General features: G+C 64.6%; 18 protein-coding genes. 9 read left to right on the forward strand and 9 right to left on the reverse strand.

Translation table 11 applies throughout. The features are described from left to right. Positions 1 to 55: 55 nt before the first annotated feature. Positions 56 to 1,072, forward strand: a complete 1,017-nt coding sequence (locus H9K76_RS04035; RefSeq protein ID WP_187598293.1) for a bile acid:sodium symporter family protein — start codon at positions 56 to 58, stop codon at positions 1,070 to 1,072. Between the two features lie 40 nt (positions 1,073 to 1,112). On the opposite strand, the gene H9K76_RS04040 is transcribed toward H9K76_RS04035, so the two are convergent. Beyond that, positions 1,113 to 2,798: a Na/Pi cotransporter family protein gene (locus H9K76_RS04040; RefSeq protein ID WP_187598294.1), complete on the reverse strand. Its 1,686-nt coding sequence runs from the start codon at positions 2,796 to 2,798 to the stop codon at positions 1,113 to 1,115. Between the two features lie 319 nt (positions 2,799 to 3,117). On the opposite strand from H9K76_RS04040, the gene H9K76_RS04045 reads away from it, so the two are divergent. Next, the gene (locus H9K76_RS04045; protein WP_187600444.1) at positions 3,118 to 4,470 is read left to right on the forward strand and encodes an amidohydrolase; all 1,353 of its coding nucleotides are present in this window, start codon (positions 3,118 to 3,120) and stop codon (positions 4,468 to 4,470) included. A gap of 117 nt (positions 4,471 to 4,587) precedes the next feature. Here H9K76_RS04045 and H9K76_RS04050 read toward each other — a convergent pair whose 3' ends face one another. Then, positions 4,588 to 5,433, reverse strand: coding sequence for a phosphodiesterase (locus H9K76_RS04050; RefSeq protein WP_187598295.1), 846 nt, complete (start codon positions 5,431 to 5,433; stop codon positions 4,588 to 4,590). Between the two features lie 199 nt (positions 5,434 to 5,632). On the opposite strand from H9K76_RS04050, the gene H9K76_RS04055 reads away from it, so the two are divergent. Further along, a complete protein-coding gene (locus H9K76_RS04055) occupies positions 5,633 to 6,112 on the forward strand; it encodes a VOC family protein (protein ID WP_187598296.1) in 480 nt (159 codons plus the stop codon). A 35-nt stretch (positions 6,113 to 6,147) separates the two neighbouring features. Here the strand turns inward: H9K76_RS04055 and H9K76_RS04060 are convergent, their stop codons facing one another. From H9K76_RS04060 to H9K76_RS04085, 6 genes are all read right to left on the reverse strand, one after another. Beyond that, entirely contained in the window at positions 6,148 to 7,188 is a 1,041-nt protein-coding gene (locus H9K76_RS04060) for a Bug family tripartite tricarboxylate transporter substrate binding protein (protein WP_187598297.1), read from the reverse strand. A gap of 76 nt (positions 7,189 to 7,264) precedes the next feature. After that, on the reverse strand, positions 7,265 to 7,816 hold the full coding sequence (locus H9K76_RS04065; protein ID WP_187598298.1) for a GNAT family N-acetyltransferase: 552 nt from the start codon (positions 7,814 to 7,816) through the stop codon (positions 7,265 to 7,267). Positions 7,817 to 7,855: 39 nt separating this feature from the next. Next, entirely contained in the window at positions 7,856 to 8,179 is a 324-nt protein-coding gene (locus H9K76_RS04070; RefSeq protein WP_187598299.1) for a hypothetical protein, read from the reverse strand. 17 nt (positions 8,180 to 8,196) lie between these two features. Then, entirely contained in the window at positions 8,197 to 8,697 is a 501-nt protein-coding gene (gene lspA / locus H9K76_RS04075) for a signal peptidase II (RefSeq protein WP_187600445.1), read from the reverse strand. Position 8,698: 1 nt separating this feature from the next. Further along, on the reverse strand, positions 8,699 to 11,560 hold the full coding sequence (ileS, locus tag H9K76_RS04080) for an isoleucine--tRNA ligase (protein ID WP_187598300.1): 2,862 nt from the start codon (positions 11,558 to 11,560) through the stop codon (positions 8,699 to 8,701). A 90-nt stretch (positions 11,561 to 11,650) separates the two neighbouring features. Then, entirely contained in the window at positions 11,651 to 12,697 is a 1,047-nt protein-coding gene (locus tag H9K76_RS04085) for a bifunctional riboflavin kinase/FAD synthetase (protein WP_187598301.1), read from the reverse strand. A 173-nt stretch (positions 12,698 to 12,870) separates the two neighbouring features. Here H9K76_RS04085 and H9K76_RS04090 point away from each other — a divergent pair, with 173 nt between their 5' ends. The 6 genes from H9K76_RS04090 (at position 12,871) to H9K76_RS04115 (ending at position 18,422) form a co-directional block, all read left to right on the forward strand. Next, entirely contained in the window at positions 12,871 to 13,431 is a 561-nt protein-coding gene (locus H9K76_RS04090; protein ID WP_187598302.1) for an HNH endonuclease, read from the forward strand. Between the two features lie 320 nt (positions 13,432 to 13,751). After that, positions 13,752 to 14,246, forward strand: a complete 495-nt coding sequence (locus H9K76_RS04095) for a rhodanese-like domain-containing protein (RefSeq protein ID WP_187598303.1) — start codon at positions 13,752 to 13,754, stop codon at positions 14,244 to 14,246. A 4-nt stretch (positions 14,247 to 14,250) separates the two neighbouring features. Next, positions 14,251 to 15,204: a serine O-acetyltransferase EpsC gene (epsC, locus tag H9K76_RS04100; RefSeq protein WP_187598304.1), complete on the forward strand. Its 954-nt coding sequence runs from the start codon at positions 14,251 to 14,253 to the stop codon at positions 15,202 to 15,204. A 10-nt stretch (positions 15,205 to 15,214) separates the two neighbouring features. Further along, positions 15,215 to 15,490, forward strand: coding sequence for a helix-turn-helix domain-containing protein (locus H9K76_RS04105; RefSeq protein ID WP_187598305.1), 276 nt, complete (start codon positions 15,215 to 15,217; stop codon positions 15,488 to 15,490). A 169-nt stretch (positions 15,491 to 15,659) separates the two neighbouring features. Beyond that, positions 15,660 to 16,598 (forward strand): family 2A encapsulin nanocompartment shell protein, encoded by a 939-nt coding sequence (locus tag H9K76_RS04110; RefSeq protein ID WP_187598306.1) that lies wholly within the window; start codon positions 15,660 to 15,662, stop codon positions 16,596 to 16,598. 21 nt (positions 16,599 to 16,619) lie between these two features. After that, complete coding sequence (locus H9K76_RS04115; RefSeq protein WP_187598307.1) at positions 16,620 to 18,422, forward strand: family 2A encapsulin nanocompartment cargo protein cysteine desulfurase; 1,803 nt, start codon at positions 16,620 to 16,622, stop codon at positions 18,420 to 18,422. 31 nt (positions 18,423 to 18,453) lie between these two features. On the opposite strand, the gene boxA is transcribed toward H9K76_RS04115, so the two are convergent. Beyond that, positions 18,454 to 19,800 (reverse strand): benzoyl-CoA 2,3-epoxidase subunit BoxA, encoded by a 1,347-nt coding sequence (boxA, locus tag H9K76_RS04120; protein ID WP_187598308.1) that lies wholly within the window; start codon positions 19,798 to 19,800, stop codon positions 18,454 to 18,456. Between the last annotated feature and the right edge of the window lie 77 nt (positions 19,801 to 19,877).

Raw genomic sequence — 19,877 nt, forward strand, 5'->3', positions numbered from 1 at the left:
CAATCCGGCTCCAGTACTCAATCACTCAAGGGGCAGTTCGCTGCCGCGGTTCGTCATGGCTCGTTCCCGTTTTCTTCCCGACAATTTCACGCTCATGCTGATCGCCACGGTGGCGCTGGCGAGCTTCGTGCCGGTTTCCGGCCAGGCTGCGAACTTCTTCGAAGGCGTGACCACCGCCGCCGTTGCGCTGCTGTTCTTCCTGCACGGCGCCAAGCTTTCGCGCGAGGCGATCCTGGCGGGCATCGGCCACTGGCGGCTGCACCTGCTGGTGTTCGCCACAACCTTCATCCTGTTCCCGATCGTGGGCGTGGTGCTGCGCCCGGTGCTCGAGCCGCTGGTGACTGCACAGCTCTACACCGGCGTGCTCTACCTGTGCGTGCTGCCGGCCACGGTGCAGTCCGCGATCGCATTCACCGCCATGGCGCGCGGCAACATGCCGGCGGCTGTCTGCAGCGCATCGGCATCGACGCTGCTGGGCATCGTGGTGACTCCACTGCTCGTCAAGCTGGTGCTCCCGCAGGCGGGCGACGCCCAGCATGACGCGCTTGAGAGCATCGGCAAGATCATGCTGCAGCTGCTGCTGCCGTTTCTCGCGGGCCATTTCCTGCGCCCCTTCATCGGCAACTTCGTGAAGAAGAACGCCAAGGTGCTGAAGGTGGTCGACCAGGGATCGATCCTGCTGGTGGTGTTCACCGCCTTCAGTGCGGCGGTGGTGGAAGGCATCTGGCGCAAGCTGCCGGTCGAGGCGCTGCTGGGCCTGCTGCTGGTGAGCGCGATCATCCTCGCCCTGGTGCTGTGCTTCACGACCTTCATCGCGCGCAAGCTGGGCTTCAACAAGGAAGATGAGATCACGATCGTGTTCTGCGGCTCCAAGAAGAGCCTGATCAGCGGCGTTCCGATGGCGAAGGTGATCTTTCCTTCTGCCGACGCGGGGCTGATCGTGTTGCCGCTGATGATCTTCCACCAGTTGCAGTTGATGGTGTGCGCGGTGCTGGCCCAGCGCTATGCGCGCAGGCCCGAGACGCCGGATGCGGACGAGGCCGTGGCGGGCTCCGCGAAGGCTGGGGTGTGACTCTTCTCTCCTGCTTCCGCTCCTGCCCTATGCGGCCGTATCACGCGCCTTCGTGCTGCGGCGCGGGCGCGGCCTGCGCCGCAGCCTCGTTGATGGCCTTCACGCGGCTGGGCACCAGTTCACCGGCAGACTCCAGGATCGGATAGGCGATCGAGCAGATCAGCGAGTTGATGCGCTTGAGCTCGCTGATCAGGTCGATGTGCAGCGAACTGGTCTCGATGCTCTGCACCGTGTTGTCGGACAGGCGTGCAAGGTGCGTCGACGAGTAGGTGCGCTCCAGGTCGCGAAAGCGCACCTTCTCTTCCAGCAGGCGCTTGGCGTCGCGCACGTTGCCATTCAGGAACACGCTCATGCCCAGGCGCAGATTGCCGAGCAGCCGGGTGTGCAGCTCGGTGATCTCGGCCATTCCGGCTTCCGAGAACTTGCGGCCCTTCTTGATCTTCTTGTCCTCGATGTCGATGATGATGCGCTCGATGATGTCGCCGATCTGTTCCATGTTGATCGTGAAGCCGATGATGTCGGCCCAGCGCTTGCTCTCCTCTTCGCCCAGCGCTTCGCGCGAGATCTTGGTGAGGTAGTACTTGATGGACGAGTAGAGCTGGTCGACCTCGTCGTCCATCTTGCGGATGCGCAGCGCGAGCTGTTCGTCATTCTTCTGGATCACGTCGAGAATGCCGGTGAGCATGGTCTCCACCACGTCGGCCTGGTACAGGGCTTCCCGGGCCGCGCAGGAGATGGCAAGCGACGGCGTCGAAAGAGCGGAGGGATCCAGGTGCTGCGGACGCTTGTGCTTGTCCTCGACCGGCTTGGGCATCAGGCGGGTCATGAGATCGGCCACCCATTGCGTGAAGCCGATGAAGCCCACGCTGATGATCACGTTGTAGGCGAGGTGGAACAGCACCACGCCGTGGGCCTCGCCCGGCAGATAGGGCTGTACGTACTTCATCCACATGCCGATGAACGGCGACATGATCAGCACGCCAAGGATCTTGAACACCATGTTGCCGACGGTGACCTGGCGTACCTCGACGGCCGATTTGGCCGTCGTCATCACGGCCAGCAGGCCGCTGCCGAGATTGGCGCCAAGCACCAGGCCCAGGGCGACATCGAGGGGCACCACGTGCGACGCGGCCATGGCCGAGATCAGCAGCACGATGGCCAAGCTCGAATATGCCATCACGGCGAGCACGCAGCCCATGAACAGTTCCAGCGTGATGTCGCTGCTGATCGACGTGAGCATGGCCTTGATGAGGGGCGAGGCCAGCATCGGGCCGCTGGCCTGGACCACCATCTCCAGCGCGAGCAGCATCAGGCCCAGCCCGATGAGCACACGGCCCACCCGGCCCGCCGTGCTGGCCTGGCGCGTGACGAACAGGACCACGCCGACCAGGATGAACACCGGCGACAGCCAGGAAAGATCGACGGAAAACAGCACCGACATCAGCGCCGTGCCCACGTCCGCGCCCCGCATGACGGCCAGCGCTGCGGGCAGGGCGATCAATCCCTGGCCAACGAAGGACGAGGTCATCAGCGACGTGGCGGTGCTGGACTGCACGAGTGCCGTGACGCCCATGCCCGAGAGCGCCGCAGTAAACCGGTTGCCCATGCTGCGGGCAAGAAGGGATCGAAGGTTGGCCCCGAAGACGCGCAGCACGCCGGTCCGCACCAGGTGGCTTCCCCACACGAGTAACGCTATGGCGGCTAATAAATTCAACAAATGCTTCACTGTCGCTCGAGTCTACATCCATGTGACAGAAATGTGGCGGTCATGGGGATGGGGCCGTCGGCCCCTCGTCAGCCCACAGCAAGCCCCTGTTTCTGCAACGGCGAAGGCGGGATTGCCGTTTGGCGATTACCCGGACGACATTCGAAGGGGGAGCACACCTACAATCAGGCGCGGCCTTCGTGCCGCCTCGCGCCCCGGACCGTACACGCCGTGCGCGCGATGCCCATTCTGAATCCGGGAGACATCCATGACGACAACGAGTGACGGATCATCCGCACGCAAGAACAACACGCTCAAGCGAACCGCGCTGGCAGGACTCATGGCGCTGGCCTTTGCGGCCATGCCCGCCCATGCGCAGCAGGCACCCCAGGCCGCTCCGGCCGCCGCGGGTGCGGTCGCATCGCCGCTCGCGCAGGCACTGCATGCGCAGATCGACGAGCGCGCCAAGGCCATCGAACAGCAGCTGATCGCCTGGCGCCGCGACATCCACCAGCACCCGGAACTCGGCAACCTGGAAACCCGTACCGCGGGGCTCGTCGCTGATCACTTGCGCAAGCTCGGCATGGACGTGAAGACCGGCGTGGCTGTGACCGGCGTGGTCGGCCTGCTCAAGGGCGGCAAGCCGGGCCCTGTGGTGGCGCTTCGCGCAGACATGGACGCGCTGCCGGTGAAGGAGCAGAACGACCTGCCGTTCGCCTCCAAGGCCAGAAGCATCAACCTCGGCAAGGAGGTCGACGTCATGCATGCCTGCGGACACGACACCCATACCGCCATGCTCATGGCCACGGCCGAGGTGCTGGCCGGCATGAAGGACCAGTTGCCGGGCAGCGTGAAGTTCATCTTCCAGCCTGCCGAAGAGTCGCCGGCCACGTTCGAGCCCGACGGCGAGAAGATCTGGGGAGCCAAGCAGATGGTCAAGGAAGGCGTGATGCAGAACCCCAAGGTCGACGCGGTTTTCGGCCTGCATGTGTCGAGCGCCTATCCCGCAGGCTACATCGCCTGGCGTCCGGGCCCGGCCATGTCGGCCGTGGACCAGTTCTGGATCGACGTGACCGGCAAGCAGACGCACGGCGCGCGCCCCTGGTCGGGCATCGATCCCATCGTCGCCAGCGCGCAGATCGTCACGGGCATCCAGACCATCATCAGCCGCCAGTCCAACATCGGCCTGGAGCCTGCCGTGGTCACCGTGGGCGCGATCAACGGCGGCAACCGCATGAACATCATTCCGGAAAAGGTCTCGATGATCGGCACCATCCGCACGTATGACGAAGGCATGAAGAAGGATATCCACAAGCGCCTGGCCCATACGGCCGAGCACATCGCAGAGAGCTCGGGCGCCAAGGCCAAGGTGAAGGTGGTCGAGCTGTACAACGCGGTGGTGAACCCTCCCGATCTCGTCGCGCAGATGTCGCCCACGCTCGAGCGCGTGGCGGGCAAGGGCAACTTCGGCCTGCAGCCCAAGTCCCAGGCGTCGGAAGACTTCTCGTTCTACCAGCAGGAGGCGCCCGGCATGTTCTTCTACCTGGGCGTGACACCCAAGGACAAGGACCCGAACACCGCGCCGAACAATCACTCGCCACTGTTCTTCGCGGATGAGTCGGCCATGATCTACGGCGTGCGCGCGATGTCGAACATGGCGGTGGACTACATGCTGGCGGCGCAGAAGAACTGAGCTGCGCTGCCTACGCCCCGAAAAAAAGCCCGTTGAGCACCTTGCCCGACGGGCTTTTTTCATGATGGCGGGGGCTACGTTGCGATGGGGCGTACGGGTGATTGTGTCGATGCAACCTCAGCGAAACGGATGCGGCCCGTCGAACGCGCCGCACGCGGCCATGTGCGTCACCATGCGGCCGCCGTCGGGCAGGGCGTGCAGTGCGTAGGCGGGTGGCTCGAGGGTCCACATCAACGGCGCATCCGGCGAGAGGTCCAAGTTGATCTGGTGTGCGGGCGACGGGATCGTGGAGGCGATCGTTCCTCCGAAGCGCACCTGGATGCTGCGGTGCATGTGGCCGCAGATGATGCGCTCCACGTTCGGGTGGCGTGCCACGATGGCCTCCAGCTCCCTGGCTCCGGTCTGCAGGCCGTAGTGGTCCATGCCGCCGATCAGCGTCTGGAACGGCGGGTGGTGCATGGCGATCACCACCGGCCGCTCGCCCTGGCTGGAGAGTTCCGCTTCCAGCCAGTCGAGGCGCTTGCTGCACAGGTTGCCCATGGGTGAGCGCGGTGTCACGGTGTCGAGCGCGATGAGCTGCAGCGATCCCACGGGCACGCTGTACTGGATGAACTCGCCGTTGCCCAGGTAGCCGTGCCGTGGAAAGCTCCTGCGCAACGGGTCGCGCTCGTCGTGGTTGCCCGGCAGCAGATGGATGGGCATGTCGCCCAGGGGCTCCAGCAGCCGGGCGAGGTGTGCGTATTCAGGCTCACGCCCGAAGTCGGTGAGATCTCCCGTGATGACCAGGGCGTCGGGGCGTTGCGGCAGCCTGCTGATGGAGGCGATGGCCTGGACCAGTCCCTCTGCGGTGTCCACGCGCCCATAGGCGAGCTGCCCCGGCTCGCGGATGTGCAGGTCGGTCAACTGCGCGAGCAGGGTCATGGCATGCTGAGGACGGTCGGCGGTGACAGGATGGGTTTGCATGGCGATAGGGCGGTACGGGAGCGGCCGGGAAGGTCACTTGTTTCAGTATCCGCGAAATCGCCGGCGGCGTACCGGAAAAACATGGTGAAACGCATTGAGGCGTTTGCTGATATCCATGATGCCGGGAGTGTGCAAAAGTAGTCGGTCCTACGGGTGTGCCGCCTCGTTCGGGTGCACCTTCCACACAAGGAGGTCCCGCATGATTCCCAAAAACACGATATGTCTCTGGTACGAACGCGATGCGCTGGAGGCCGCGAATTTCTACTCCAGAACCTTTCCGGACAGCCAAGTGCGCGCCGTGCACCATGCTCCGGGCGACTATCCCGACGGCAAGCAGGGCGACGTGCTGCTCGTCGAGTTCACGGTGGCGGGCATTCCGTGCGTGGGGCTCAATGGCGGGCCGCACTTCAAGCACAACGAGTCCTTCTCGTTCCAGATCGCCACCGAAGACCAGGAGGAGACCGACCGCCTGTGGAACGCCATTGTCGGCAACGGAGGACAGGAGAGCGATTGCGGATGGTGCAAGGACCGCTGGGGCATTTCATGGCAGATCACGCCGCGCATCCTGCTTGCCTCGTTCACCGACCCGGATCGTGCAGCGGCCAAGCGCATGTTCGACGCGATGATGACGATGAGAAAGCTCGACGTTGCGGCGCTGGAGAAGGCGAGAGCGGGTTGAACATCCTTCGCCTCGCGTGAGGTGATGTCAGGCTGTCAGTCGATCTGCGCCCCCGAGTCCTTCACGACCTTTTTCCAGTATGCCAGTTCGCCCGGCAGCGAGGCCTTGAAGCTCTGGGGGTCGGACTGCACCGATTCGGCGCCGAGGCCCTTCAGGCGCTCCCGCATGGCCGGGGTTGCGAGTACCTTCGCGACGGCGTCATGTACCTTGGCCACGATGGGCGCTGGCGTGCCCGCGGGTGCAAAAAGGCCATACCAAGACGTCACCGCGAGATCCTTGCCCAGCGGAGGTATCTCGGGTGCCAGCGACGTGGGTTTGTCGGAGGCAACGCCCAGGACGCGCAGCTTGCCGCTGCTGACAAAGGGCATCACGCCGGGGAAGCTGCCGAAGGTCATCGGCAACTGGCCAGCGACCACATCGGTAGCGGCGGCCGATGCGCCCTTGTAGGGGACATGCAGCAGTTCGACGCGCTTTTGCGTCTTGAGCATTTCACCCAGCAGGTGGTTCAGCGTGCCGTTGCCTGCCGAGGCAAACTCGACCTTGCCGGGATGGGCCTTGGCATAGGCCACCAGCTCATCGAGGTTCCTGGCGGGAAACTGGGGGTTCACGACCAGCAGATAGGGCGCAACAGCCAGTTGCATGACGGGCGTGAAGTCCTTGATCGGGTCGAACGGAATCGAAGCGTAGAGCGCCGGATTGATCGTGTAGGCGCTCTGCGCGGTGACCAGCCAGGTATTGCCGTCAGGCGCGCTGCGGGCCACCTGGCTGGTGCCCAGGTTGCCATTGGCGCCGGGGCGGTTTTCCACGATCACGGGCTGGCCAAGCGTGTTCTCGAGGCCTTGCGCGACTGCGCGCGCGATCACGTCGTTGGCACCTCCCGGTGCCTGCGGCACGATGAAGGTAATGGGCCGGGTGGGCCAATGGCTGCCCGCCTGCACCTGTGCCTGTGCCTGTGTTTGCGCCAGGGCCTGAGGAATGCCCACGCCGCTTGCCGCGAGCATTCCAAGCGATGCCAAGGCGAACAGGCGGCGCGATGGACGGATGGCGAAAGTGTTCGGTGCAGGCTTCTTCTTCATCTCGGGTACCCGTTGTCTCGTGGTTTGGAAAAGCGAAGAATAGCCGAGTCGGCGGATGTCCGGTGGCAGCGAGGAATCAGCCGTCCACCGGGTGTGCGGGTGCCTGCAGCGTCAGCTGGTAGAGCGCGAGATCGAGCCAGCGACCGAATTTGAATCCGACCTGCGGCAGCGTGCCGACATGCCGGAAGCCCAGGTGTTCATGCAGGCTGATGCTGCCCTCGTTGGCCGCATCGATGGCGCCGATGATCGCATGTACCTTGTCGCTTTGACGCGCGCGTTCAATCAGTGCGTTCATCAGCAGCTTGCCGAGACCGCGTCCGCGATGGTCCCTGTGGATGTAGACCGAATGCTCGACCGTGTACTTGTAGGCAGGATAGGCGCGAAAGCCGCCCCAGCTGCAGAAACCGACCAGAGTGCCGTCTGCGTTTTCGAGGCCGATGACGGGAAACCCGCCCTGGCGCTTCGCATCGAACCACGCGACCATGTTGTCCATGGTGCGGGGCTTGTAGTCATAGAGCGCGGTGGAGTTCTCGATGGCGTCGTTGAAGATCTCGAGGATGGCCTGCGCATGGCGCTCGAAGCTGCAGGCAACGAATGGAAGATCGGGGCGATGGGAAGGAGTGTTCATGGCCCGGAGATTCTGCACCGCGGGCAAAACCTGTGCTGCTCAGCGGTCCATGTCCTCGCGTGTCCTGGGCGGCCCGCTGGCATTCCGGCGGCTTTTGCCCGCCCGGCCTGCCTTGCTCCATTCGTAGGCCTGCCCATCGGGAGTATGCCCGTCCTCGACGGCACTCACGCCGATCTTTCCCACCATGTCGCGCAGCTCGGACGAGATCACGACATGCGCGTTGTTCGGGTCGGCGCGCAGCACCTGGCATTGCTGGAGCGCCTCGCTCATCTGCCTGTCGTCATAGTGCAGGCACGCGGGGTGCCACGAGGGAGTCTGTCCCTCGGGACTCGCGTTGTGCAGGTAGAAGACGACGATGCTCATGGCTCGGGGACCAGGTCTTACTTGCTGCGCTTCACCCGCAGCAGCTCATCGAGGATCAGGCAGACAGCCCCCACGGTGATCGCGCTGTCGGCGATGTTGAACGCGGGGAAATGCCGCCCGCTCAGGTGGAAGTCCAGGAAGTCCACGACGTAGCCGTGCTGCATGCGATCGACCACGTTGCCGATGGCACCGCCCAGGATGCTTGAGAGCGAGAAGCAGAACAGCTTCTGTCCGGGGTGCGCGCGCAACTGCCAGATGATGAACACGGCGGCCGCGAGGCCGATGCCGGTGAAGGCCCAGCGCTGCCAGCCCCCCGCGTTCGCGAGGAAGCTGAAGGCGGCGCCGGTGTTGTGCGCGCGGACGATGTTGAAGAAGCTCGTGATGTACGTGGCATCGCCGAGCTTGTAGTAGCCAAGGATCAGCACCTTGGTGAACTGGTCTGCAAGGAAGATCACCACGGCCCAGGCAAGCCAGGGCCAGATGCTTGCGCCGCCTGCGCTGGAGCCGCCGCGCGCCATGTCAGACGAACGACCGGGTTTCGCCGGCGCCATAGAGGTTGCTCACGCAGCGGCCGCACAGCGTGGGATGCTCGCTGTGGCTGCCGACGTCGCTCTGGTAGTGCCAGCAGCGGTCGCACTTGGTGTCTGCGGACGGCCTGACCTCGACGGCGAGCGCGTCACCGGCCTTGAGTTCGACCTTGGAGACGATGAGCGCGAACTTGAGGTCGGCGCCCAGCGAGGCCAGCAGGTCGTGATCTTCGGCGGCCGCCGTGAGCACGATGTCTGCCTGCAGCGAAGAGCCCACCGCGCCGCTTGCGCGCACGGCCTCGATCTCCTTGTTCACCACGTCGCGGATGGCGCGGATGCGCTCCCACTTGGCGCCGAGCGCCTCGTCTCCGGCCGGGATGCTGCCGTAGGTCTCGAGGAAGATGGAGTCGGATGCGCCAAACAGCTTCCAGGCCTCCTCTGCCGTGAACGAGAGGAACGGCGCCATCCAGCGCAGCATGGCGTGCGTGATGTGGTGGAGCGCGGTCTGCGCGCTGCGGCGTGCGTGGCTCTTCTCGCCGGTGGTGTACAGGCGGTCCTTGAGCACGTCGAGGTAGAAGCCGCCCAGGTCTTCCGAGCAGTACAACTGGAGCTTGGCGACCACGGGGTGGAATTCGTACACCTTGTAATGCGCGAGGATGTCCTGCTGCAGTGCGGCCGCGCGGCTCAGCGCGTAGCGGTCGATCTCCAGCATGTCCTCGAACGGCACGGCGTCCTTGGCGGCATCGAAGTCGCTCACGTTGGCCAGCAGGAAGCGCAGCGTATTGCGGATGCGGCGGTAGGAGTCCACCACGCGTGCAAGGATCTTGTCGTCGATGGCGAGGTCGCCCGAGTAGTCGGTCGATGCGCACCACAGGCGGATGATTTCCGCGCCCAGCTTGCCGCTCACTTCCTGCGGCGAGACGGTGTTGCCGAGCGACTTGCTCATCTTCTTGCCCTGGCCGTCCACCGTGAAACCGTGCGTGAGCAGGCCCTTGTAGGGGGCGCGGCCGAAGATCGCGGAGGCGAGCAGCAGCGAGGAGTGGAACCAGCCGCGATGCTGGTCGTGGCCTTCGAGGTACAGGTCGGCCTCGGGGCCCACGTCATGGTGCATGGCGCCGTGCGTGCCGCGCATCACATGCCAGAAGGTGGAGCCGGAGTCGAACCAGACCTCGAGGATGTCGGTGCTCTTGGTGTAGTCCCCGGCTTCTTCCGCGCCGAGGATTTCCTCGGCCGTCACGCGGCTCCAGGCCTCGATGCCGCCCTGCTCGACGATGGCGGCCGCCTGGTCGAGGATTTCCATGGTGCGTGGATGCAGCTCGCCCGAATCCTTGTGCAGGAAGAATGGGATCGGCACGCCCCAGCTGCGCTGGCGCGAGATGCACCAGTCGGGCCGTCCGGCGATCATGTCGCGCAGGCGCGACTTGCCGTTCTCGGGGTAGAAGCTGGTGTGTTCGATGGCTTCGAGCGCGATCTGGCGCAGCGTCTGCTGCGGCTTGTCGCCGGGCTTGGTGAAAACGCCTTCGCCCTCGTCCATGCGCACGAACCACTGCGCGGCGGCGCGGTAGATCACCGGTGTCTTGTGGCGCCAGCAGTGCGGATAGCTGTGGGTGATGGTGGTCGTGTTCAGCAGGCGGCCGGCCTTGTCCAGCGCCTCGAGGATGACCGGCACGGCCTTCCAGATGTGCTGGCCGCCGAACAGCGGAAAATCGGCTGCATAGGCGCCGTTGCCCTGCACGGGGTTCAGGATCTCGTCGAGCTTCATGCCATGCGCCATGCAGGAGTTGAAGTCATCGAGACCATAGGCGGGCGCGGAGTGCACGATACCGGTACCGTCCGTGGCGGTGGCGTAGTCGGCCAGGTACACGGGCGACAGGCGCCGGTAGCCGGCGTCCACGTCGTACAGCGGGTGCTCGAACTCGAGCGTGTCGAGCTTTTCGCCCTTGGCGACGGCGAGCACCTTGCCTTCGAGGTTCCAGCGCTTCATGGTGTCTTCCACCAGCGACTCGGCCACGATCAGCAGGCCGCGCGCGGTGTCGACCAGAGCGTAGTCCAGGTCGGGGTTCAGGTTCAGCGCCTGGTTGGCGGGGATGGTCCACGCGGTGGTGGTCCAGATGACGATGAAGGCGTCCTTGTCGAGCTTCGGCAGGCCGAAGGCGGCGGCCAGCCTGGCGGGTTCATGCGCCTTGAACATCACGTCCAGCGTGTTGCTCTTCTTGTCCTGGTATTCGATCTCGAACTCGGCCAGCGACGAACCGCAGTCGAAGCACCAGTACACGGGCTTGAGGCCACGGTAGACGAAGCCGCGCTCCATCACGCGCTTCAAGGCGCGCAGCTCGCCGGCCTCGTTCGCGTAGTTCATGGTCTTGTAGGGGTTGCCCCAGTCACCGAGCACGCCCAGGCGCTCGAAATCCGCCATCTGCTGGGCGATCTGCTCGGTGGCGAATGCGCGGCTCTTGGCCTGCATCTCGTCGCGCGGCAGGTTGCGGCCATGCAGCTTCTCGATGGCGTTCTCGATCGGCAGGCCATGGCAGTCCCAGCCCGGTACGTACAGTGCGTCGAAGCCTTCGAGCTGGCGGCTCTTGGTGATCATGTCCTTGAGGATCTTGTTCACCGCGTGGCCGATGTGCAACTGCCCGTTGGCATACGGAGGGCCGTCGTGCAGGATGAACTTGGGTGCGCCGCAGCGCGCGTCGCGCAGCTTCTTGTAGACGCCTTCATCCTGCCACTCCTTCACCCAGCCCGGCTCGCGCTTGGGCAGGTCGCCGCGCATCGGAAACGGGGTGTCGGGCAGGTTCAGGGTCTTGCGGTAGTCGGTTTTGTCGGACGCGTTTGTGGCTTGCTGTTTATCGGACATGAGCTGAAATCTTGAAAGCGTGCGAACCCCGCCTTGAGGGCGGGGCGCTGAATACGAGGATGATGCGAAGGGAATGTGACGGCGTGAGCGTCAAATTCGGTCGCGGGTGGTCTGACGCCGGGTTTCGGCATGCGTGGAGGCAGCAAAAAACGCGCGGGCATCTTCGCAATCCTTGGCGATACCAGCGGTGAGGGCGTCGAGGCTGTCGTATTTCAGCTCGTCGTGCAGTTTGTGCAGGAGTTCCACACGGATGATTTTACCGTATGCCCCTTCGGCCCCCAGATGGTCAGGCCATTCCAGGCAGTGGGTCTCCAGCAGAACGCGGCCGCCGTTCACGTCGTCCGGGTCGATGGAAGGCCGCACGCCAAGGTTGGCCACGCCCGGCAGCGCATGGTCCGCAAGGCCGTGCACCGCCACGGCGAAGATGCCGCTGGCGGCGGGCTTCCAGTGCTTGAAGCGCAGGTTGAGCGTGCGAAATCCGTCCTGATGCGCTCCAATGGCTGCAGATACGCCCAATTGGCGCCCCAGTTTGCGGCCGTGCACCACGTGGCCCGAGATCGAATAGGGGCGGCCCAGAAGCCGGGCCGTATCGACCAGATCGGCCTTGCCGAGCGATTCGCGGACGGCGGAGCTCGACACCCGCAGCCCGTGCACCTCGTAGCTGTTCATGCGCGCCACATCGAAGCCGTGCTCGCGGCCGGCGGCGTCGAGCATGGCGTAGTCGCCCGCCCGCCTGGCACCGAAGCGGAAATCGTCACCCACCAGCACGTACCGAGCGCCCAGGCCATGGATGATCACGTCCTGGATGAAGGCATCGGGCGACTGGCTCGCGAGCTTGTCGTTGAACGGCAGCACGATGGTCTGCTGCACGCCGCACTCGGCGAGTTCGCAGAGTTTGTCGCGCAGCGTGCCGATGCGCGCGGGCGCCAGCTCCGGCTTGTTCAGCTTCGCCGCGAAATAGTCGCGCGGATGCGGCTCGAACGTGAGCACGCAACTCTGCACGCCGCGCTGGCGTGCCTCGTTGTTGAGCAGGGCCAGCATGGCCTGGTGCCCGCGGTGCACACCATCGAAGTTGCCGATGGTCAGCGCACATGCCTCTGCGACACCTGGGTGGTGCAAGCCTCGGAAGATTTTCATCGCTTTACTTTTCTTTTGATAGCGGTTGGCCAGCAATTACAGGGCAAAAGACGCCAATTCGTCACGAAAAGAGTATATTGTGAGCCAGTCGGTTGTCCAGGCAATGCCGAGGCAATCCGACACTGCTTATCTGCGTTCCGAGTCTTGTTTTTCAACGGTACAGGAGGCGTGCGGTGAAGGTGTTGAAGCTGTCGGCCCAAGGTTTGCCGCAATCGTGGATCTCGCTGGAACAGGCGGTGACCCACTATGCGGCCGGTGAGGTGCGCTGGGAGCTCGGCGCGCAGGTCGCGCTGTTCCGTGGCGGCCACAACGCGGTCACGGGCGCACAGTCGCAGATCGCGGTCAGCAGCATCATCGGCACCAAGGGCGTTCCCGCCATCGATCCCTTCGAGCTCAAGCCCACGCTTTCCAACAGCAAGCTCTTCATCCGCGATCGCAACGTCTGCGCCTACTGCGGAGGCCATTTCCACGAGGACGATCTCACGCGCGAACACATCGTGCCGTTCGCGCGCAACGGCCAGGACCACTGGATGAACGTGGTCACCGCCTGCCGCCCGTGCAACCATCGCAAGGGGCCGCGCACGCCCGAGCAGGCGCACATGCCGCTGCTCTATACGCCCTACGTGCCGAGCCTGTGGGAGGACTTCATACTGCGCAACCGCCGTATCCTGGCGGACCAGATGGAGTTTCTGATGGCCCACGTGCCCAAATCCTCGCGCCTCCTGAACAGCTGACCAGAAGCTCGGGCTTTCAATTTTTTTGCGGAATACCGGGGTGGATGGGGGTGCGTGACGAACTCATTTGTGGCGCTTCGGGTGAGAGTCTTCGTTTGGAGGTGCTGATTGCGAAGGCGGTCGTTCTGAAAGCGTCATTCCCTGGCAGCGCGTGATGCACTTGTCGAAGCTGGTTGCCTGGTTTCTTGGTTGCACGCTTTATGCAATTTCCAACCGACAACATCTTTTTTTATTCTTTGTTGTGATTTGAACGCCGGCCTACATTGAAGTCGATCGCCATCACCCGATGGCTCTCACGACGATTGATGAGGTGAGCGGACATGAGCACTGTAGAACTGGAATTGGATGCGACCTTGGCGCCGGCCCTGCGGCAGGCGATCGCCATCGCGCAGGAGCAGGATTTGCCCTTTGCCGGAAGCGTCACGCCGGCGCAGGCGTGGGATCTGGTGGAAAGCGGGCAGGCCACGCTCGTCGACGTGCGCTCGGCGGAGGAGCGCAAGTTTGTCGGCCATGTGCCGGGCAGCCAGCATGTCGCATGGGCCAGTGGCACGGCGCTCAACCGCAATCCGCGCTTTGCGCGCGAGCTCGCGGCCCTGGTCGCCAGGCTGCCGGAGAGTGGTGACCGGCCACCCGTGATCCTGCTGCTGTGCCGCAGCGGCAAACGCTCCGCTCTCGCGGCACAGGAGGCTGCGAAGGCCGGGATCGAATGGGTTTTCAACGTGAGCGAAGGGTTCGAGGGCGACCTCGATGCCGGGCAGCAGCGCGGACATTTCAACGGCTGGCGCTTCCACGGCCTGCCCTGGGTGCAGGACTGACGCCATGAGTTCCTTCGACATTCCGGAAATCGTCCGGCAACTGCGTGTGGTGCGTGACCAATGGCGTGAGAAGCAGAACCGCACCGATACCGAATTCCGCGAATTTCCGTCGCGCGATGCCGTCACGGGGGCCGTGGAGGCGCTCAAGGGCGTGCTGTTCCCGTTGCGCCTCGGCCCGCCCGAGTTGCGGCATGCAAGCGAGGATTTCTACGTGGGCCACACGCTGGATGCCGCACTGCATGTCCTGCAGGCCCAGGCGCGCATCGAGCTGCACTACCGCCAACGTGGCGGAGCCGTCTCCGAAAGCGACATCGATGCGCAGGCGCTGAATGCGATTCATGCCTTCGCGCACAGTCTTCCCCAGTTGCGCCAGCTGCTCGACACCGACGTGCTGGCTGCTTTCCAGGGCGATCCGGCGGCGCGCAGCGTGGACGAGGTAGTGCTGAGCTATCCGGGGGTGCTGGCACTGATCCACCATCGCTTGGCGCACACACTGTATCGATTGCAACTGCCGCTTCTGGCGCGCATCGTATCGGAGCTTGCGCACAGCCAGACGGGAATCGACATCCATCCGGGCGCGCAGATAGGACCGGGCTGCTTCATCGATCACGGCACCGGCGTGGTGATCGGCGAGACCGCGCAGATCGGCAGCAACGTGCGCATCTACCAGGCGGTGACGCTGGGTGCCAAGCGTTTTCCCAAGGACGCCCAGGGCCACTTGCAGAAGGGGTGGGCGCGCCATCCCATCGTCCAGGACGACGTGGTGATCTATGCCGGGGCCACCATCCTGGGCCGGGTGACCATAGGCCGGGGCGCCGTGATCGGCGGCAATGTCTGGATCACCGACGACGTGCCGGCAGGCGCGAACGTGACGCAGGCACGGTTGCAAAGGGACACCGACGCAGCGCCCTCCGTAGCGGTGCAGGCACCGGCGGATGAAGCCCGCGCAACAGCATGAGAGGCATGCCATGACACAGCACAGCCTTGTCCATGACTTCGGTATTGCCGTGCGGCAGCTGCGCGAGTCGCGCGGATGGTCGCAGGAACTCCTGGCCGAGCAGTCCAACCTGCATCGCACCTATGTGGGCGAGGTGGAACGCGGCCTCGTCACGCCGTCGCTCGTCACGCTGCACAAGCTCTCGGGTGCGCTCGGGGTGGGGGCTGCCGAACTGCTGGCACGCGCAGAGCAGATCGCGGTGCTTCGCAGCACGCAGCACCTGCGCTTGACGGCTATGGCCTGTTGAGTGCGCGAGCGGCGCCATCAACACTGCAGGGCATGGCTTAGGCGTCATCCGCTTCTTTGCCCTTCTCTTTTCTCCCTTCCTTCCTCGATCGCCCTTCTTTTCTTCTTCTTCTTCTTCTTCTTCTTTCTTTCGTTCTTCTTCACAGCGAATTTTCCAGGAGTCCTGATCCATGAATGCAACCGTAGGCGGTACCACCGCGCTGGGCGACAACGCAGCGCGCCAGCTGGCCAATGCCACCAAGACCGCACCCCAACTGGCCACCATCAGCCCGCGCTGGCTCACGCATCTGCTGCAATGGGTACCGGTGGAGGCGGGCATCTACCGCGTCAACCAGGTGAAGAATCCGGAGGCCATCAAGGTCACCTGCACGGCCAAGGAGCATGAGAACCAGTTGCCGCGTACCTTCGTCGACTACGAAGAGAAGCCGCGGGAGTACTTCCTGAATGCGGTCTCCACCGTTCTCGACGTGCACACGCGCATCTCCGATCTCTACAGCAGCCCGCACGACCAGATCAAGGAACAGTTGCGCCTGACCATCGAGACCATCAAGGAGAACCAGGAAAGCGAACTCATCAACAACCCGGAGTACGGCCTGCTCGCACAGGTCACCGACGAGCAGCGCATCTTTCCGCTGACCGGTGCGCCCACGCCGGACGACCTCGATGAGTTGCTCACCAAGGTGTGGAAGGAGCCCGCCTTCTTCCTGGCGCATCCGCTGACGATCGCCGCGTTCGGCCGCGAGGCCACGCGTCGCGGAACGCCTCCGCCCACGGTGAGCCTGTTCGGTTCGCAGTTCATCACGTGGCGCGGCGTTCCATTGATTCCCTCGGACAAGGTGCCCGTGGCCGACGGCAAGTCCAAGATCCTGCTGCTGCGCGTGGGCGATCGTCGCCAGGGCGTCGTGGGTCTGTTCCAGCCGGGCCTGCCGGGCGAGCAGAGTCCGGGCCTGTCGGTGCGCTTCATGGGCATCAACAACCATGCGATCGCGTCGTACCTGATCTCGTTGTATTGCTCGCTGGCGGTGCTCACACCCGACGCGATCGCGGTACTCGACGATGTGGAGATCACGCGCTATCACGACTACTCCGTGCTCGACACCTACAAGTAAGCCACGACGAAAGGAAGCGCTTTGACGTCCAGCACCTCACTGCCTGCGCTCGGTCACGAGCCGCAGAGCCCGCTAGACACGCAGTTGCTCGCGCAGCTGGCGACTGCGATTTTCCGTGACAGGGCGGATGCACCCGCACTGGCGCAGCGCCCTGTCGGCGTGCAGCCGCCGCACAATCCCGCTCCCGCAGGATCGCCGCTTGCAAGCGCTGCAGGTTTTTCACCCAATGTGCCGGGCACGCCGATTCCGCTGGGCCAGGTCCCGGGCAGCAATCTGCTGCCCAGCAACCCCGCCCAGGTGCTGACGCTGGGCCATCGCGCTCCGGCCGGGTTGCCGAAGGCGCAGGCGGGCAACGGTGTTCCGGATCTTGCGTTTGCGGCATTGCCGGGCTATGAGCCGCGCCTGTCGGGGCTGACGGCGGCGGCTCCGGTCGCCAGTGCTGCGCCGGCGGCGGCCTTTGCAGATCCTGCAGCCCATGCGAGCACAGCCCCGCAGTTCTATTTCGTGGACGCGGTGCGCCTGCCGAGCGGCTTTGTCACGCCACCCAAGGACCACCCGCTGGGCGCGCATGCGCAGCAGCTGCCGGCTCAGCAGGACCGCCATCCGGGCTTTGACGTGCATGCCGTGCGGCGCGATTTCCCGATTCTCTCGGAGCGCATCCATGGCAAGCAGCTCATCTGGCTCGACAACGCGGCCACGACCCACAAGCCGCGCCAGGTGATCGAGCGCATCAAGTATTTCTACGAGCATGAGAACTCGAACATCCATCGCGCGGCACACGTTCTGGCGGCGCGCGCGACGGATGCCTACGAGCATGCGCGCGAGGTGGTGCGCCGGTTCATCAACGCGCCCGACGTGAACGAGGTGATCTTCGTGCGCGGTACGACCGAGGCCATCAATCTGGTGGCCAAGAGCTGGGGCGGCAAGCATGTGGGCGAAGGCGACGAGATCATCGTCTCGCACCTGGAACACCATGCCAACATCGTGCCGTGGCAACAGCTTGCCGAGGCCAGGGGCGCCAAGCTGCGCGTGATTCCGGTGGATGACGAGGGGCAGATCCTGCTCGGCGAGTACCGCAAGCTCATCAATGACCGCACGAAGATCGTCGCCATCGGGCATGTGTCGAACACGCTCGGTACGGTGGTGCCCGTGAAGGAGGTGGTGCAGATCGCAAGGCAGCATGGCATCGTCACGCTGGTCGATGGCGCGCAGTCGATCGCGCACACGCCGGTGGATGTGCAGGACATCGGCGCGGACTTCTTCGTCTTCTCGGGCCACAAGATCTTCGCGCCCACGGGTATTGGCGTGCTCTGGGGACGCCGCTCGGTGCTCGAGGACATGCCGCCATGGCAGGGCGGGGGCAACATGATTGCCGACGTGACTTTCGAGAAGACGGTGTTCCAGCCGCTGCCCAACACCTTCGAGGCCGGCACGGGCAACATCGCCGACGCGGTGGGGCTGGGCGCCGCGCTGGAATATGTGGAGCGGCTCGGTATCGAGAACATCAGCCGCTACGAGCATGCCCTCGTGGACTACGGCATGCAGCAACTGGGACAGATACCGGGGCTGAGGCTGATCGGTACGGTGCCGGGCAAGGCCAGCGTGCTGTCGTTCACGCTCGAGGGCTATACCACCGATGAGGTGGGCAAGGCGCTCAATGCCGAAGGCATCGCGGTGCGCACCGGCCACCATTGCGCGCAGCCGATCCTGCGGCGCTTCGGCGTGGAGACGACGGTGCGGCCTTCGCTCGCGTTCTACAACACCTTCGAGGAAATCGACGACTTGGTGCGTGTCGTGCGGCGGCTGGCGGGGCAGCGGCGCTGACGATGCCGGCGGAGGGTGTCGGCGGAGCCGCTCAGTAGGTTTCCAGATGCAGGCGGCCTTGCTGCTTCAGGCGGGCCGCCACCCCGTCCCAGTCCATGCCGGCCTGCACGATCACGTCGCGCAGCGCCAGCACCACGCCTTCCTCCATGCTCTTGAGGCCGCAGACGAAGATGTGGGTGTTCTCGTCGCGCAGCAGTGCCGCGAGGTCCGCCGCGCGCTCGCGCATGGCATCCTGCACATAGCGTCTGGGCTGGCCGGGCACGCGCGAGAACGCGAAGTTGTTGTCGATGAAATCCTTGGGCAGGCTCTGCAGCGGACCGAAGTAGGGCAACTCCTGCGGCGTGCGCGCACCGAAGAACAGCATGAGCTTGCCACCATCGAATTTGCCGCTCTTGCGCAGCCTGCGGCGCCACTCGGTCATCGCGCGCATGGGGGCGCTGCCCGTGCCGGTGCAGATCATCACGATGTGCGAGCGCGGGTGGTTGGGCATCAGGAACGAGTGCCCGAACGGACCGATCACCTGCACCGTGTCGCCCACCTTCAGGTCGCACAGGTAGTTGCTGGCCACGCCGCGAACCGGCCTGCCTTCATGGTCGGCCGTCACGCGCTTCACCGTGAGTGCGGCATTGTTGTAGCCGGGGCGCTCGCCATTGCGCGCGCTTGCGATGGAGTATTGCCGTGCCACATGCGGCCGGCCGGTGGCATCCGTTCCCGGGGGGATGATGCCGACCGATTGGCCTTCGAGCACGGGGAAAGGCATGGAGCCAAAGTCCAGCACGATGTGGTGCGTCTCGTTGTCGAAACCCGCCTCCGTGCAGTTGATGTTGCCGACCACCGTGGCGGTGACCGGGTTCTTCGGACCATGCAGGTTGGTGTAGGCATGCGCTGCGGACCAGGGGGGAACCGTGGCGCCGAACGAGGCTGCACGAAACGATTCCTGCACGGATTGCTCGACGCTCGATGCGCTGCTTGCGCTGGCGCGGGTACTGGTGCTACTGCCGGTGCCACTGCCTGTACTCTCGGCGGCGGCCGCGATCACGGCCTGGGCCTGGCTCAGGTCCTGCACGTCGGAGGCGGCAGCCGCGAGCTGCTCGGCGGAGAGCGCGGGCGGCAGCTCGTCCCATCCATACTGCGCATCGATGGGGTAAGGCTCTGCCGCGGGCACCTTGCGCCAGTTGTCGATGGCGCCCGTGGGGCAGGGCGAGATGCAATCCATGCAGCCGTTGCACTTGTCGGCCATGACGACGTAGTTGGTGTCGTCATGCGTGATTGCATCGATGGGACAGGTGGCCTCGCAGGTATTGCAGCGGATGCAGATTTCGGGATCGATCAGATGCTGGTTGAGGATGCCGTTGGCGATCAGTGTGGTGGTGGTCATGGGGTCATCTCCTCAGAACGTGCTGACGATCTCCACGCAGGTCGTGCAGGCTCGGCCTCGGGCGGTCTGCCGCAGTC

This window comes from Diaphorobacter ruginosibacter (genome assembly GCF_014395975.1).
GTDB lineage: Bacteria > Pseudomonadota > Gammaproteobacteria > Burkholderiales > Burkholderiaceae_C > Diaphorobacter_A > Diaphorobacter_A ruginosibacter.